The following is a 14,914-nucleotide window of genomic DNA, read 5'->3' on the forward strand; positions in this document are numbered from 1 at the left end:
CACCTGCGCGCGACCACTTGTTTGTTGCGACTTGGCTCCGGTCTTGCAAGACTCATCTGCAAGACTCATCGCCACGATTCACCGGCGGAAGCTTTGGCGCAGCCATGGATTTGAATACCATCACGACAGTGGCCCATCCGCAAACACGGGCGCAATTGCCGGCCTGGACGGCAGGCGATGCCTGGCTCGCGGGCGGGACCTGGCTGTTCTCGGAACCACAGGCGCACCTCGCACGGCTGATCGATCTCACCGACATGAAATGGCCGGCGCTGACGATCAGCGAAAGCCATCTCAGCATCGCCGCCACTTGCACGGTCGCGCAATTTGACGCACTTGCCTGCCCGTCCGATTGGCTCGCCGCGCCGCTGATCAACCAGTGCTGCCGCGCCTTCCTTGCATCGTTCAAGATCTGGAAGGCCGCGACCGTCGGCGGCAATCTCTGCATGTCGCTGCCGGCGGGACCGATGATCTCGCTCACCGCAGCGCTCGACGGCGTCTGCACCATCTGGAAAGCCGGCGGCGGTGAGCAGCGGATTCCTGTCGCGGAGTTTGTCACCGGCAACCAGCGCAACCGCCTGACGCCGGGCGACCTGCTCCGGCAGGTCGATATTCCGATTGCCATGCTGAAACGCCGCACCGCGTTTCGCCAGATCTCGCTGGCGCCGGTCGGCCGCTCGGCGGCGCTCGTGATCGGCAGCCTCGATGCCGATGGCCCGCTGACGCTGACAGTCACCGCCTCCACGGTACGGCCGATCCAATTGTCCTTCGCCAAGCCGCCCGATGCGGGGGCGCTTCGCGATGCGATCGTCCAGCAGATCACGGACGATCTGTACCACACCGACATCCACGGCCAGCCGCTCTGGCGCAGGCACATGACATTGCGGCTCGTCGAAGAGGTTCGCCGCGAGCTGCTTGGGGCAATGCCGTCATGAGCGTCGAGGTCAACGGCAAGCCCTTTACGCAGGAGCCGCGCGCCGGGCAGTGCCTGCGCACGTTCCTGCGCGAGCTCGGTCATTTCGGCGTGAAAAAAGGCTGCGATGCCGGTGACTGCGGCGCCTGCACCGTGCTGCTCGACGGCGAGCCTGTACACAGCTGCCTGATCCCGGCGTTCCGGGCCGAGGGACGCAGTGTGACCACGATCGAAGGCCTGGGCGGCGAGCATGGCGCACATCCGATGCAGCAGGCCTTCCTCGACGCGCAGGGCTTTCAATGCGGCTTCTGCACCGCCGGCATGATTCTGACCTGCGCCTCGCTGAACCAGGCGCAGCGCACCGATCTCGGTGCAGCACTGAAGGGCAATATCTGCCGTTGCACCGGCTATCGTGCGATCGAGGATGCGTTGCTGGGCAAGACCAATGTCGAGCCGAGCGTCGAGGCCGGCGCTGCGTTCGGCCGCAGCCTGCCGGCACCCGCAGGCCCCGACATTGTGCGCGGCAACGCGCGCTATACGTTCGATACCGCCATCGACGGCCTGCTTCACGTCAAGCTGGTGCGTTCGCCTCATGCGCATGCCAGGATCGTCGCGATCGACAAGTCGGATGCGCTGCGCGTTGCCGGCGTGCACGCGGTGCTGACGCATGAAGACGCGCCTTCGATGCTGATCTCGACCGCGCGGCACGAGAAGGACTGGATGGACCCCGAGGACACCCGCGTTCTCGACGACGTCGTCCGCTTCATCGGCCAGAGGGTTGCCGCAATCGTCGCCGACAGCGAAGCCGCCGCCGAGGAGGCCTGCCGCAGGCTCAAGCTCGATTACGAGATTTTGCCTGCGCTGATCGATCCGGAACAGGCAATGATGCCGGGTGCGCCCGTCATTCATCCCGACCGCACCACCGCGAACCGCATCGCCGACGCTCAGCGTAACCTCGCCGCGGAGACGCATGGCGAGTACGGCGATGTCGCAACCGCGCTCGCGACATCTGCCGTCACCTACGAGGGCACCTTCCACAGTCATCGCGTGCAGCATGCGGCGCTGGAGACCCATGGCGGCCTCGCCTGGCTCGATGAAGCGGGCGTGCTCAATGTCCGCACCTCGACGCAGGTGCCGTTCCTGACCCGGCGCGCGCTGGCGGATATCTTCGAGCTTCCTCCCGACAAGGTCCGCGTGTTCTGCGAGCGTGTCGGCGGCGGGTTTGGCGGCAAGCAGGAGATGTTCGTCGAGGACATTCTGGCGCTCGCTGCGCTCAAGACGGGACGTCCGGTGAAGCTGGAGTTCACCCGCGAGGAGCAGTTCACCGCGACCTCGACCCGGCACCCGATGCGGGTCCGGATCAAGGCCGGAGCGGATGCCGACGGCAAGCTCACCGCGCTCCAGCTCGACGTGCTCTCCAACACCGGCGCTTACGGCAATCACGCCGGCCCGGTGATGTTCCATTCGCTGTCCGAGTCCATCGCCGTCTACAATTGCCCGAACAAGCGGGTCGACGGCTACGCAGTCTACACCAACACGGTGCCGGCGGGCGCGTTTCGCGGCTATGGACTGCCGCAGACGCTGATCGCGATCGAGGCCGCGATCGACGAGCTGGGCAAGCAACTCGGCATCAACCCCTACGAGATGCGACGGCGCAACATCGTCAGGGACGGCGATCCCATGCTGTCGCCGCCGCCGTCCGAATTTCACGACGTGCTCTACGGCTCCTACGGGCTCGACCAGTGCCTCGACCTGGTCGAGCGCGCGATGCAGGCCGACGGCCCGCAGCCGGAGCTGTCGCCGGACTGGCTGATCGGTGACGGCATCGCGCTGACCATGATCGACACCGTGCCGCCGGCAGGCCACTTCGCCGACGCGACGATCGCGCTTGGCGATGACGGCGGCTTCGATCTCACCGTCGGCACCGCCGAATTCGGCAACGGCACCAGTACCGTCCACCGGCAGATTGCCGCGACCACGCTGGCGACCACCGTCGACAGGATCCGCCTGCGCCAGTCCGACACCGCCCATGGCGGCCACGACACCGGCGCCTATGGCAGCGCGGGCATGTTCGTCGCCGGCAAGGCGACGCACGCGGCAGCCGTGCAGCTCGCGGCCGAATTGAAGGCCGCCGCCGCCGGCGCGTGGCTCTGTGACGTCGGGGGTTGCGTGCTCGAGGACAACGCCGTCGTCAGCGGCGTCCGGCGCATGCCGTTCGCGGAGTTGGTGAAGCTCGCCCGCGAACGCGGGCAGCCGTTCGCAGGCAGCGGCAATTCCGCGGGCACGCCGCGTTCGGTCGGCTTCAACGTCCAGGGTTTTCGTATCGCCGTGAACAAGGCCACCGGCGAGCTCAGGATCCTCCGGAGCGTCCACGCCGCAGACGCAGGCGTCGTCGCCAATCCCATGCAGTGCCGCGGTCAGGTCGAAGGCGGCGTCGCGCAGGCACTTGGTGCTGCGCTCTACGAGGAGATGGTGATCGACGCCGAGGGGCGCGTCACCAACCCGAAATTCCGCGACTACCACCTGCCCTCCTTCGCCGACGTGCCGCGCACCGACGTGTTCTTCGCCGAGACGTCCGACACGATCGGGCCGCTAGGGGCGAAGTCGATGAGCGAGAGCCCGTACAATCCGGTCGCCGCCGCGCTCGGCAACGCGATCGCGGATGCCACCGGCATCCGCTTCACAGCGCCGCCGTTCAAGCCGGACCGGCTGTTTCCGGCGCTGCACGCGAAGTTCGGCGGCTACTAGCTGCCGCGATAGGTCGAATAGCTCCAGGGCGTGACCAATAGCGGCACGTGATAGTGTCCCTCCGGCTCGCTGACGGCGAAGCGCAGCGGGATATCGTCGAGGAATGGCGGGTCCGTGAGCTGCACGTTGCGCTCGACATAGTACTTGGCAACGCTGAATTTGAGCTCGTAGCGGCCGATCGGCAGCGGCCTACCACCGATCAACGGCTGGTCGGTGCGACCGTCGGCGTTGGTGACCGCGCGCGCGATCACGCGGCTCTCGCCGAGGCTTGCAAGCTCGACGAGCTCAATCGGAATTCCCGGCGCCGGCTTGCCAGTCTGATTGTCCAGCACATGGGTCGAGAGCCGACCGTGCACCTTCAACCTGTCGTCGGCCATGACGAGCTGATCCAGCCGCAGTGCGGAGATGCGGCCGATCTCCTCGATCGCGCGCCGCGTCTCGGTCTTGGCGATGTTACGCAACCGCGTCTCGAAGTCGTTCAGCACCGAATCCTTCGTGTGACGACGGACGCAGACGATATAGGGGATGCCGAACTTGTCGCGATAGGCAGTGTTGACGCGCTCGAACGCGGCGTATTCGGCCTCCGACAGCCGGTCGAGGCCGGCGCTGTTCTGCTCGTCGGTCGATTCCGCCGTCAGTCCCGCCGCGCGCTGGGTCTTGTTGGCGAGATCGGGATGCGCCCGGAGCAGCGCCAGCTGTACGTCGGGTTCGGCGCTCTGGATCGCCGCCATCAGTGCCGTATGCAACTGGTTGATGCCGGCGAAGGGCCGCTGCCCGGCGAGCTTCTCGGCGATCCACGGCGAATATTCGACGACATTGGCGAGCGTCGCGACGAAATCGGCCTTGCTTGCTGCATTGAGATCGGCGAGCGAAATCTGCGGCATCGTTCTCATCCGATCTCGAACGCATCGAGATGCGCGTGTTTTTCGTGCCAGTGCTGCGCGATCTGCAGCCGCGTCGGCACCCAGACGCGCTCGTGCTTGCCGATGTAATCCAGGAAGCGCATCAGCCCCGCGGCGCGGCCGGGGCGGCCTGCAAGACGGCAGTGCAGGCCGACCGACATCATCTTCGGCGCGGTCTCGCCTTCGGCATAGAGCACGTCGAAGGCATCTTTCAGATAGGTGAAGAACTGCTCGCCCTCCGCAAACCCCTGCGGGTTGATGAAGCGCATGTCGTTGGCATCGAGCGTGTAGGGGATGACGAGCTGCTTGCCGCCCGCGCCCTTGACCCAATAGGGCAGATCGTCGGCATAGGAGTCGCAGAGATAGAGGAAGCCGCCCTCCTCCATCAGCAGACGGTTGGTGTTGATCGAGGAGCGCCCGGTGTACCAGCCGAGCGGCCGCGATCCGGTGGCCTCGGTGTGGACGCGGATCGACTCGGCGATCTCGGCGCGCTCCTGCGCCTCGGTCATGTCCTTGTGCTCGATCCATTTCAGGCTGTGGCTGGCGATATCCCAGCCCGCCTCCTTCATGGCGGCGACGATTTCGGGATTGCGCTTGAGCGCGGTGGCGACGCCGAATACTGTGGTCGGCCAGTTGCGCGCGGTGAACATCCGCCACAGCCGCCAGAAGCCGGCGCGCGAGCCATACTCGAACATTGACTCGATATTGGCGTGGCGCTGGCCCGGCCAGGGCTGTGCACCGAGCACGTCGGACAGGAAGGCTTCCGAGGCGCGATCGCCGTGCAGGATGTTGTTCTCGCCGCCTTCCTCGAAATTGACCACGAACTGCACCGCGACCCGCGCATGACCGGGCCACTCGGGATGCGGCGGGTTGCGGCCGTAACCGCGGAGATCGCGCGGGTAGCGTGCGTCAGTCACTCAGACTTCCTCGAAGCGGATCGGCAACGCGCCCTTCCAGAGCACGCTCTTGCCCAACGTCGCGAGATTCTCCAGCCCTGAGGTCACGGTGATGAAGTGATTGCCGGCGAGCTGGCCCATCTTGCTTGCGAAGTGGACGCCGCCATAGGCCATCAGGATCTCGGTCTCGCTGATGCCGCCGGGATAGAGGATGATCTGGCCCGGCGCGGGATAGCTGGTGTGGTTCTCGTAGCCGACGCCGAAATCGAGATCACCGAGCGGCATCCACACGCCCTCACCGCTCCAGCGCACATGGATGATGTGGCTTTCGAATGGCAGCGCCTTGCGGAAGGCGGCGACGGTCTTGGGTGCCGCTTGCTCCTCGAAGCGGGCATCGAAGGTGAAATCGCCGGCACGGATAACGAGTTTGCTCATCTCATCTCTCTGGATCGGGGCCGGTGGCCCCACGGGTCATTTTGTAAGCAAAGAGCATTCCCGACAGTTTCGCGCAAGGGGCGCGGACGCATCACCTGCGGTCGTAGGACCAGCCGAAAATGCCGCTCCGCCGCGTCTCCGGCTCCGGCTCGGCGGCCGGCTGCGCTTCCTTCAAGTCCGCCTGCGGCGGCGGAGGCGGCGCCGGCAGGGTCTCGCATTTCATGGAGTAGACCAGCTTGCCGTCCGCGGTACGCCCGATCGGGGCACAGGGATCGAGATGTCCGGCCGCGGTCTTCGGCGTCAACTTGACTTGCGCAGCCGCCGGTGAGGTCAGCAGCAGCAGGACCAGCAGATATCTCGACATCGTTGTCGCCTGAAAGCTCGATTGGCCCATTGAACCGGATTGCAGCGGGCGAGTCCATCGGCGCCGGAGGGCGCGATTGCCGAATATTTAGCCGGCGCGCTGCAGCGGGGGGCACGAGAGGGGGTGCGGCGAGCATGCTCTCTCAACGTCATTGCGAGGAGCCCTTGCGACGAAGCAATCCAGAATCCCTCCGCGGAGGCAGCCTGGATTGCTTCCGCCTTCGCCAAAGGCTTCGGCGGACAAGTCGCTGCGCTCGCAATGACGGAGTTTGACGCGATGGGATCGCTTCCAGTTGGGATCTCGCTTGCAGACACACCCTCGCAGCGGCGGTGCCGTAGGGTGGGCACAGGCGCGCTTGCGCCGTGCCCACGACCTTTCCAAGTTGCGACGAGATGGTGGGCACGCTTTCCGCCGTCGCTCTTCGAGCTATGGCGGACAAGCCGCTTTGCCCACCCTACGAGATCGGGTTTGTGACACGCAGTTCGGCTTACAGACACGGCTTCGCGTCCTCGCGGCTCATTTCGCCCGAGCTTTGCTTGATCTCTTCGCCCTCCAATCCAAGAGGGCGCAGGGAAGGCCGGGTGCCGGCTGGCACCCGCGGTCCGCTGCGCGAAATGCACACGCAGGAAGAACCGCACAGCAGCATACAGGTGTCGCCGATCACTCGGCCTTCCCTGCGCGATGGTCGGACGGCTTATGCCGTGATCTCCCGGGAGCCGAACTTTCCTTTGGCCTCCCTCGCCGTTCGAATTGACGATGCCGTCCGCCCGGTTGGGTTCGCGCACATCTTCGAACAGCTTGACCGTGGCAACGACGGCCAGGACCACACGGTTTTGCCGTACGCACGGCCCGCCATTTCACCTGCAGTATTCCCGGCCCTGTCGACGAAGCCGGAAACTTACAGACGAGACGAAGCCTGACAGCGCCGTCGTCCGCACGCGGTTGCGAGCTCACAGGGACTACCCGCCCTGCCCGCACCTCTCGTGCCGACGCTGCCGCGTCCACCGCAAGCCCGGCTCGCGAACATGACGACTACACGTCGCCCCTCTTGGGTGAGCCGGGATGGACGACACATACGCCGAAACCGAATTTCGGTAAAGTGGAATATTTTCGCGCGCGTGGATTGACAGGGGCCGACACAGGGGCGGTCGCGTAGCCCGGATGAGCGCAGCGAGATCCGGGATCACCGCGCGTGACGACCCGGGTATCGCTGCGCTCACCCGGGCTACGAGAGCACCGATGCATCAAAAAAGGGCGGCGCAAAGCACCGCCCTTTTGGCGCTCCCGATCCGGGCTTCGTTGAAACCAGCCGCTCAATAGGGCCCGTAGCGGTAACCCGGATCGTAATAGTAGGGACTGCCGCCGCCATAATAGCCGGGACCGCCGTAGTAGGGGCGCGGAGCATAGTAGCGGTTCTCGTAATAGTCGCGGCGCCGCTGCTCGGCGATCACCCCGCCGATGATACCAACCGCGGCGCCCATGAAGGCGAGACCTGCGGCGTTCGACCCGCGCCGATAGTGCCGACGCCGGACCGCGCTGAAATCGGTGACGTCGGAGGAGCCCTGGCCTGCCGTGACGGGCTGCGCCGACACCGCCCCGGGGGACGCCGCAGCCGAGGGCGATGCGGAGCTGGCGACCAATGCCAGGCTTGCGAACGCAGCCAGGACCATCTTGCGGCCGGCTGCGGAAATCACGGGTCTAATCGTCATTTTTGACCTTCCTAAAATCTTGCCGATGCTCTTGCCAAACTAGGGATCTGCAAACCGGATTCAATGCACAAACCATCGAGATGGTTTCATGTTCGCGGCAATCCGCCGCGCTTTGAACGATTATAAACCAAACAGTCGAACCTCAGCTTGAACCATCGAACCTGAGCGGTTAATGAACAGCCGCGCCGTTTTTCGGTCGCCGTAAGCGTTTCACGTGAACCAACGCATCAACCGACGCCGTCGGGATCGATGCCAATTGCAGGGTTCAACGTGATCGACGCGTCCTTTTCCAAGAGAAATCAGATGATTGTGGTTCGCAAACTGCCGGCGCGCTATGCGCCGATCGTGATGCCGTTCGTGCTGTCTATCCTCATGACGGCCGTGGTGTCGGTCATTTCGACGCTTCGGAGCCTAGGGGCTACACCGGCCTTCCTCGCGACCTGGCCGGGCGCCTGGGCGCTGTCCTGGCTGGTCGCCTTTCCGACGCTGCTGCTGGTGCTGCCGATGGTGCGCCATATCGTCGCCTGCGTCGTCGCGGCTCCACCCGTCCGATAGCGGCGCACGGTGCCGGCCTATCTCCCCACGATTGCTGATCCCTTTGGATCGAGTTCAAGACTTCCGTCATCGCCGGTCATCCTCGGCCGCGATGGCGGAAGCCGAAACGATCAACCTCGCCGTCCGTGCCGCGTCGCCGCCGCTACACGCGCTGCGAAAGGTCGCCCGGCCGGAATGCAGACCTCGGTGCGACGTCCCCTCAATCGGCCCCCGCCTGGGAAGCGCCATCCGGGGCAGCGCTTGCGGCACGCGCGTACCGTGCCGCAAGCGTGCCTATTTCGCGATCCCTCAGCGCGAACATCCAGTATCTCACGGCAACCTCGGGGGTGCCGATCCGCACAAGCTCGCCGGATGCGATCTGCGCGCCCACGGCCCGCTCCGGCACGAAGCCGAGATGCCGTCCGCCCTTCAACGCGGACGTGACTGCGGCGCTGGATGACAATTTCAGCGTCGGATGGGCAAGGCGGCTGGCTTCGAGCCGGTGGGCGGCCAGCGCGGCAACGAGCTCAGGCGTGAGGTCGCCATGCTCCCAGAGGATCGGGCCCTGCTCCGCAAGATTGGCCCAGGTGACGCGTTCGGTCACCATCCGCTCCCGGTCCGGCGTAGCACACAGGATCATCCGGTCGGAAAAGATGTGTATCTGTCGAAATTGCGGATGGCTCGGCATTGCGCTAGTCACGCCGACATCGGCGGTTCCTCGCATCACCCACGCGGTCACCTCATCGAGTGTGCCGCGGACGAGATCGACGTCCAGCGGAGCGCTGCCCGCACGTGCGGCGAGCTCGGGCATCCAGAAATCGTAGGCATTGCCCGTGCACGCCACAAGCGACGATTGGCTCAACGGCCGCCGGCTCTCCACCCGCCGGATCGTCAAATCGACGTCACGCATGATGCGTTCGGCTTCGCTGAGCAAAACCTGACCGGCTTCGGTCAGCATCAGCCGACGCCCCGAGCGGTCGAACAGCGACACGTCGTGCCTTTCCTCCAGCTTCTTGATCGAAACACTTACGGCAGATTGGGTGAGACCCAGCCGTTCGGCCGCATGCGTGAAGCTTCCGAAATGCGCGGCTTCGAGAAAAATTCTCATCTGTTCGAAGGTCACGAAATACTCCTCAGCCCCAACGCAAAGGACATCACGAATTCAACTCGCTCGGGTCCGACGCGCAATGCCCACGCGCGCGCTTTCGAACCAGCTTCTCGCGCCTCTGCCGAAAAAGCCGTCAAGCCTTCGACTTGCAATGAATTCGACTCATGCTTGCGGGCTGGAAGAACGACTTCGAGCTTGATCCATTCATACACTTCACTGCCCATGAATTGAATGCATCTATCGTCGGAACTTGCTGCGATATCGAGCAACAGCAGACTATTCGGAAATCAATCGCGCACGAATTGACGGCAAACGCGTCGCCTCGGCCCTCGCGACCGATCTTGGCGCGACGATTGCTATTCCCAGCCCAACGAGAACTTCGCCAATCGACAGGGGTCGACATGCCAACCGGAACCGGTGCCACACTTCGATCGACAGATGTCCGCCATCGTGTCCGTCGGGCGGCCATGAAGACAGGCAAGGACGCGTGATGGAGTACGGTATCTGGCTTCCGGTCTACGGCGGATGGCTACGTTCACTGGATGCACCGACGGCACCCGACGTTGCCTCCTGTCTTGCGATTGCACAGCAAGCCGAGGCGCTGGGGTTCGACTTTCTCTATGCCTCCGAGAACCTTCTGAATTGCATCCACGGTCCCACCGAGAGCGTCGCCGACGCATGGAGCATTCTGGCCGCCATCGCCGCGGTCACCAGCAAGGTCGGCCTGTGCGGCGCCGTCAAGCCCGGCTTCCGCTCTCCCTTCCTCGTCGCACGAATGCTGGACACATTGTCGAAGATCGCCGAACGGCGGCTCGGCATGAACATCGTGTGCGGTTGGTGGAAGGAGGAGTTCGATCTCTCCGGCGTCGCATGGCTCGATCATGACGGGCGTTACGACCGCGCCGCCGAATTCCTTCGCACACTTTACGGACTATTCCAGCCGCCGGCCGTAGCGGTCGTCGACGCGCGGGCGGAAGCTGATAGCGATATCTCCGAAGCCCCGAGCTACGGTCTCGATCTCGACGCGTTGCCCGAGGTCTGGATTGCGGGACATTCCGAGCGCGCCGTGAAAATCGCAGCCGAATGGGGCCACTGCCTTTTCCTCAATGGCATGAGCGATGCCGAACTCAAGCGACGCATCGAGACAATTCGGCAGGAGGCCAACAATTTCGGCAGGACCATCCAGATCGCGGTCAATGCCTATGTCATTGCGACCGAAACAACCGACCAGGCGCGGCAGCGTTACAGGTCCGTGATCTCGGGGCGCAACGCGCAGACCATCGACTTCTTCCGCAAGGTCATCGGGCGATCCGGCGCCGCCGCCTGGGCCTCGCTGAGCGACGAACAGATGGTCGATTCCAATGCCGGTTTCGAACTGGGCCTGATCGGCTCGTTCGAGGATATCCGCCAACGCATCCCCAAGCTGCAGGCGATGGGCCTCAACCGCATCGTGTGCCAGTTCGACGACCCGATGCGGGACGCCGGCCCCTTCATGAAGCACGTCATCCGGCCGCTCCGCGAGAACCGGGAAGTCGAGTTCGCCGCCAAATGATCAGCAAGGCTTCCAGCATGAACCCATCGCCTGCCGAACTCAGCCGAGATTTCAAAGAGGTCTTCAGCCAGCTCGCTTCCGGCGTCTGTATCGTCACTTTCTGGCGCGACGGCCGTCTCCACGGGTTCACGGCGACGTCGGTGACATCAGTTTCGATGAACCCGCTGCGCGTGCTGTTCTGCGTGTCCCGGAGCAGCGAAAGCTATGATTGCCTGAAGCCGGGATCGGTCATTGGCATCTCGATCCTGACGGCCGATCAGCGAACACTCTCGGACCGGTTCGCCAGCAAGGTCGCTGTCGGCGCCTACGACGACGTCCGGATCGCCGAGAAAGTGCCGCTGGCCCCTGTCATCGAGGGCGCTCTTGGCCATCTGACGGCAACGGTGGGCGAACATATCCCCTCTGGCGACCACATGATCATGCTTTGCGACGTCACGTCGGCGCAAGCGTCGAGCGACGGAACTCCGCTGCTCTATTGCAGGCGCACCTATCACAGCCTCCACCACAGCCTTTGAAACTCGGGAGATCGCAATGGACAAGTCTATCTTTGCTCCGATGCCGAGCCTCACGCCGACCCTCGGGTATGCGTCGATGATCGGACTCGGCCTGTTTTCGTTGATCCTGTCTTACGCAGTCAAAAAGCTTCTTGTGAGAAATACCCACGACTTCATCATCGCCGACCGCCGCATTGGCTTCGGATTCGGTGTCGGTTCGGTCATCGCGGTCTGGACTTGGGCCATGGCCGTCATGATGAGTTCGGCAATGACGTTCCAGTGGGGCCTCTCCGGGCTGTTCTGGTTCGTGGTGCCGAATGGCTTCGCCGTCATGGCCATGATCCCGTTCGCGCGCGTCCTGCGCAAGAACATGCCCGAGGGCTACACCATCTCGGAATTCGTCGAATACCGCTTCAACCGGTCGAAGGCCGCCACCGCCATCGTCACGGTCACGATGATCTTCGGCATCATCCTCGAGATCCTCATCAATCTGAAAGGCACCTCCGTCGTCATTTCCACCGTCTTCGGAAGTGACTGGAAGGTCGCGACCGTGGTCGGCATCGTCTGTGTTCTCGTCTACTCCTATTTCGGCGGTCTCTGGACCAGCGTCATGACGGGAACGATCAACACGCTGATGATTACAGTGCCTGCTGCGATCGTCGTTGCGGCGGTCTATGCCAAGGTCCCCGGCGGGACCGACGCCGTCTTCGCCGCAGCCGGCAAGGCCGATCCGCGAAATCTGTCCGTGTTGCGGCCCGATGCCGCTGCGGGCTTTGGCATTACCCTGGCGTTCGGACTGCTTGCCGCAACCGTCTCCGACCAGACTTTCTGGCAGAAGGTGTGGGCGATCAAGAGCCGCGACGTCGGGCGCACCTTCCTGTGGGCGGGCGCGCTGTTTTATCCCATCCCGATTTGCCTCGGCATGCTCGGGCTCGTCGGCATCGCTTACGGCCTGACGCCCGCGGATCTCGGCGGCGACATTGTCGCCGTTGGCCCCTATATCGTTTCGCATATCGGCCTGGGGCTGACGCTGGTCCTGCTTTATGTGCTCGTCATCCTCGCGGCCTGCTATTCGACAATCGATGGCGCAAGCGCTGCGTTGTCTTCGGTAGTCGCCGTCGATATCGTCAAACGCTACTTTCCGCAGACCTCGGAAAGCAGCTTGTTCGTCATCACCAAGCTATCTGTGCTGCTCGGCGGAGCCATCGCGACGCTGATCGTGCTGTCGGGCCTCGACTTCACCACGCTCGTGCTCACGACCTATGCGCTGAAGACCTCCATCCTGCTTCCGCTCGTCCTCTCGATCCTATGGCCAAAGACCAACATGGTCGGGTTCGTGGGCGGCATCGTTGCGGCGATCGGGATAGGCATGCCGATCTACGAGACGGCTGGCGAGCTTGTGGGAACGCTGTCGATCGTCGCCATCAGCGGTGTGACGGTCGTGGTCGCGGGCCTGATGGGTGGAAAAGACTTCGACCTCTCCGGCCTCCGCCGGGTTTCAGACGAGGTTCAAGCCCCGGCGGAATGATCAATCGACTGCGCGCCTGCTGGCGCGCAGCCCTTCAGCATTCATTTCACAGGAGATCATCCATGTACGCACTGATCACAATCATTGGAATCGTCGTCACCGTCTTCTTTCTGGCCGGATTTTGGCGCGGCTTGCAGAACGCTGTTGCGGAGTATCGCAGCGGAGTAGCCGAGCCCAGCACCGTCCCGGACTACCGCTACGGCGGAATCGCGGCGCTCTCGGTCGTCGCATCCGCACTCATCATCGCCGGCGCCGGCATCAGCCCCGCCATGATCTATGCGGGCCCGCTCCTGGCCATCGTCACAGCGGCAGGATGCGGGCTGGCCTTCTTCATCGAAGGGAAGGCTGGCTGAGGCCAACCACCCCTTTCGCGACCATCATGAAGCCGACTCCAGGAGCATGCGAATGACGACGACGGAAAAAAAGAAGGCTCATCTGTTGGGATTCATCCAGCACGGCGTCAACAGCCATGCGACCGGCATGTGGCGCCATCCCAAGGACAAGGTGGGATGGAACTTTTCCTCGCCCGAATATTGGCAGCACATGGCGAGAACGATGGAGCGCGGATTGTTCGACGCGATGTTCATCGCCGATGAGCTCGCGCCCTACAACACCTACGAAGACAGTTCGGATGCCGTGGTCAAGTGGGCCGTGCAATGTCCCACGCATGAGCCGTCGACAATCGTTCCCATCATCACCGCCGCAACCAAGCATCTTGGTGTCGGACTGACGCTATCCACGGCGTTCGAGCATCCCTACTCGATGTGCCGCCGGCTCTCGAGCCTCGACCATCTCTCTTCCGGCCGCATCGCCTGGAATATCGTCTCATCCTATTCGAAAAGCGAATGGGACGCCTACGGCCAGGCGATGACCGAACGAACTGGTCGCTACGAGCGGCTCGAGGAGTACATGGAAGTCTGTTACAAGCTGTGGGACTCCTGGGCGCCGGACGCAATTGTCGCCGACAAAGCGTCGGGCATCTACGCAGATCCTTCCAAGATCAAAGTGGTCCATCACGAAGGCAAATACTACAAATGCGACGGGCGCCATTTCTGCGCACCGTCGCCACAAGGACGTCCCGTGCTGTGGCAGGCAGGCTCGTCTGGACAGGGGCGCGACTTCGCCGCCAAGCATGCCGAGGCGATCTTTGCCGTTCATCCCAACGTCGATCGCATGAAGCAGTATGCGAGCGACCTCACCGAGAGATTGGCCGGCAAGTACGATCGAGCGCCCGGCTCCGTCAAGCTGATCTACGGCCTCCAGACGGTGGTGGCGGAAACACGCAGCGAGGCCCAGGACAAATATGAGAGAATAAGGAGTTGTATTCCGCCTGAAGGCGCGATGGCCTGGATCTCCGGTCATTTCGGCCTGGATTTCTCAAAGTTCCCTGAAGACGCGATCGTGCAGAATATCGAAGTACCCGGCATCCAAGGGCTTTTTGAATCCATCATCTACGCCAAGGGCGGCGCTCCGGTCACCGTGAAGGAGGCGGCGATGATTTACGCCCAAGGCATGGGGATGCCTGTCGCGGTCGGGACAGCGGCCGACATCGCAGACCAGATGGAGCACTACATGGATGACGGTGGCGCCGACGGATTCATGCTCGCCGCGACCTATACGCCGGGATGTTTCGAGGAGTTCGCCGATCTCGTCGTTCCAGAGTTGCAGCGGCGCGGCCGCTTCCGCACCGCATACACCGGCTCGACACTCAGGGAGAATTTACTCCAATCCTGA

General features: G+C 63.5%; 16 protein-coding genes. 9 read left to right on the forward strand and 7 right to left on the reverse strand.

What is annotated here, in order from left to right:
- The first annotated feature begins 104 nt into the window (after positions 1-104).
- Positions 105-932 carry an FAD binding domain-containing protein gene (locus tag CIT40_RS24715; protein ID WP_094891284.1) on the forward strand — a complete coding sequence of 276 codons (828 nt, stop codon included), beginning with the start codon at positions 105-107 and terminating at the stop codon, positions 930-932.
- Positions 929-3,658 (forward strand): molybdopterin-dependent oxidoreductase, encoded by a 2,730-nt coding sequence (locus CIT40_RS24720; RefSeq protein WP_094891283.1) that lies wholly within the window; start codon positions 929-931, stop codon positions 3,656-3,658. The genes CIT40_RS24715 and CIT40_RS24720 overlap by 4 nt, the downstream gene beginning before the upstream one ends.
- Here CIT40_RS24720 and uraD read toward each other — a convergent pair.
- From uraD to CIT40_RS24740, 4 genes are all read right to left on the reverse strand, one after another.
- A complete protein-coding gene (gene uraD / locus CIT40_RS24725; protein ID WP_094891282.1) occupies positions 3,655-4,542 on the reverse strand; it encodes a 2-oxo-4-hydroxy-4-carboxy-5-ureidoimidazoline decarboxylase in 888 nt (295 codons plus the stop codon). The genes CIT40_RS24720 and uraD overlap by 4 nt on opposite strands.
- A gap of 5 nt (positions 4,543-4,547) precedes the next feature.
- On the reverse strand, positions 4,548-5,477 hold the full coding sequence (gene puuE, locus CIT40_RS24730; protein WP_094891281.1) for an allantoinase PuuE: 930 nt from the start codon (positions 5,475-5,477) through the stop codon (positions 4,548-4,550).
- Positions 5,478-5,891 carry a DUF3830 family protein gene (locus tag CIT40_RS24735; protein ID WP_027531871.1) on the reverse strand — a complete coding sequence of 138 codons (414 nt, stop codon included), beginning with the start codon at positions 5,889-5,891 and terminating at the stop codon, positions 5,478-5,480.
- 91 nt (positions 5,892-5,982) lie between these two features.
- Complete coding sequence (locus CIT40_RS24740; RefSeq protein ID WP_162307659.1) at positions 5,983-6,255, reverse strand: hypothetical protein; 273 nt, start codon at positions 6,253-6,255, stop codon at positions 5,983-5,985.
- A 581-nt stretch (positions 6,256-6,836) separates the two neighbouring features.
- Here CIT40_RS24740 and CIT40_RS24745 point away from each other — a divergent pair.
- Complete coding sequence (locus tag CIT40_RS24745) at positions 6,837-7,175, forward strand: hypothetical protein (RefSeq protein WP_193550882.1); 339 nt, start codon at positions 6,837-6,839, stop codon at positions 7,173-7,175.
- A gap of 393 nt (positions 7,176-7,568) precedes the next feature.
- Here the strand turns inward: CIT40_RS24745 and CIT40_RS24750 are convergent, their stop codons facing one another.
- The gene (locus CIT40_RS24750) at positions 7,569-7,964 is read right to left on the reverse strand and encodes a hypothetical protein (RefSeq protein ID WP_094891279.1); all 396 of its coding nucleotides are present in this window, start codon (positions 7,962-7,964) and stop codon (positions 7,569-7,571) included.
- A 303-nt stretch (positions 7,965-8,267) separates the two neighbouring features.
- On the opposite strand from CIT40_RS24750, the gene CIT40_RS24755 reads away from it, so the two are divergent.
- Entirely contained in the window at positions 8,268-8,519 is a 252-nt protein-coding gene (locus tag CIT40_RS24755) for a DUF2798 domain-containing protein (RefSeq protein WP_094891624.1), read from the forward strand.
- 199 nt (positions 8,520-8,718) lie between these two features.
- On the opposite strand, the gene CIT40_RS24760 is transcribed toward CIT40_RS24755, so the two are convergent.
- Both CIT40_RS24760 and CIT40_RS24765 read right to left on the reverse strand, forming a co-directional pair.
- Positions 8,719-9,621: a LysR family transcriptional regulator gene (locus CIT40_RS24760; RefSeq protein ID WP_094891278.1), complete on the reverse strand. Its 903-nt coding sequence runs from the start codon at positions 9,619-9,621 to the stop codon at positions 8,719-8,721.
- Positions 9,618-9,875, reverse strand: a complete 258-nt coding sequence (locus CIT40_RS24765; RefSeq protein WP_148667229.1) for a hypothetical protein — start codon at positions 9,873-9,875, stop codon at positions 9,618-9,620. The genes CIT40_RS24760 and CIT40_RS24765 overlap by 4 nt, the downstream gene beginning before the upstream one ends.
- Positions 9,876-10,096: 221 nt before the next feature.
- On the opposite strand from CIT40_RS24765, the gene CIT40_RS24770 reads away from it, so the two are divergent.
- The 5 genes from CIT40_RS24770 to CIT40_RS24790 all read left to right on the forward strand — a co-directional run bounded on the left by CIT40_RS24770 (position 10,097) and on the right by CIT40_RS24790 (position 14,914).
- Entirely contained in the window at positions 10,097-11,158 is a 1,062-nt protein-coding gene (locus tag CIT40_RS24770; protein ID WP_094891277.1) for an LLM class flavin-dependent oxidoreductase, read from the forward strand.
- Positions 11,155-11,673, forward strand: a complete 519-nt coding sequence (locus CIT40_RS24775) for a flavin reductase family protein (RefSeq protein WP_244611845.1) — start codon at positions 11,155-11,157, stop codon at positions 11,671-11,673. Before CIT40_RS24770 ends, CIT40_RS24775 begins: the two co-directional genes overlap by 4 nt.
- Before the next feature lie 16 nt (positions 11,674-11,689).
- Positions 11,690-13,180 (forward strand): sodium:solute symporter family transporter, encoded by a 1,491-nt coding sequence (locus CIT40_RS24780; RefSeq protein ID WP_094891276.1) that lies wholly within the window; start codon positions 11,690-11,692, stop codon positions 13,178-13,180.
- Positions 13,181-13,242: 62 nt separating this feature from the next.
- On the forward strand, positions 13,243-13,533 hold the full coding sequence (locus CIT40_RS24785; protein WP_094891275.1) for a hypothetical protein: 291 nt from the start codon (positions 13,243-13,245) through the stop codon (positions 13,531-13,533).
- Between the two features lie 52 nt (positions 13,534-13,585).
- Positions 13,586-14,914: an LLM class flavin-dependent oxidoreductase gene (locus CIT40_RS24790; protein ID WP_094891274.1), complete on the forward strand. Its 1,329-nt coding sequence runs from the start codon at positions 13,586-13,588 to the stop codon at positions 14,912-14,914.

The organism is Bradyrhizobium amphicarpaeae, from assembly GCF_002266435.3.
Taxonomy (GTDB): domain Bacteria; phylum Pseudomonadota; class Alphaproteobacteria; order Rhizobiales; family Xanthobacteraceae; genus Bradyrhizobium; species Bradyrhizobium amphicarpaeae.

Coding starts and splice junctions, on each gene's coding strand:
- CIT40_RS24715 (WP_094891284.1), top strand. CDS start 105: ATGGATTTGAATACCATCACGACAGTGGCCCATCCGCAAACACGGGCG.
- CIT40_RS24720 (WP_094891283.1), top strand. CDS start 929: ATGAGCGTCGAGGTCAACGGCAAGCCCTTTACGCAGGAGCCGCGCGCC.
- uraD (WP_094891282.1), bottom strand. CDS start 4,542: ATGCCGCAGATTTCGCTCGCCGATCTCAATGCAGCAAGCAAGGCCGAT.
- CIT40_RS24735 (WP_027531871.1), bottom strand. CDS start 5,891: ATGAGCAAACTCGTTATCCGTGCCGGCGATTTCACCTTCGATGCCCGC.
- CIT40_RS24740 (WP_162307659.1), bottom strand. CDS start 6,255: ATGTCGAGATATCTGCTGGTCCTGCTGCTGCTGACCTCACCGGCGGCT.
- CIT40_RS24750 (WP_094891279.1), bottom strand. CDS start 7,964: ATGACGATTAGACCCGTGATTTCCGCAGCCGGCCGCAAGATGGTCCTG.
- CIT40_RS24755 (WP_094891624.1), top strand. CDS start 8,268: ATGATTGTGGTTCGCAAACTGCCGGCGCGCTATGCGCCGATCGTGATG.
- CIT40_RS24770 (WP_094891277.1), top strand. CDS start 10,097: ATGGAGTACGGTATCTGGCTTCCGGTCTACGGCGGATGGCTACGTTCA.
- CIT40_RS24775 (WP_244611845.1), top strand. CDS start 11,155: ATGATCAGCAAGGCTTCCAGCATGAACCCATCGCCTGCCGAACTCAGC.
- CIT40_RS24780 (WP_094891276.1), top strand. CDS start 11,690: ATGGACAAGTCTATCTTTGCTCCGATGCCGAGCCTCACGCCGACCCTC.
- CIT40_RS24785 (WP_094891275.1), top strand. CDS start 13,243: ATGTACGCACTGATCACAATCATTGGAATCGTCGTCACCGTCTTCTTT.
- CIT40_RS24790 (WP_094891274.1), top strand. CDS start 13,586: ATGACGACGACGGAAAAAAAGAAGGCTCATCTGTTGGGATTCATCCAG.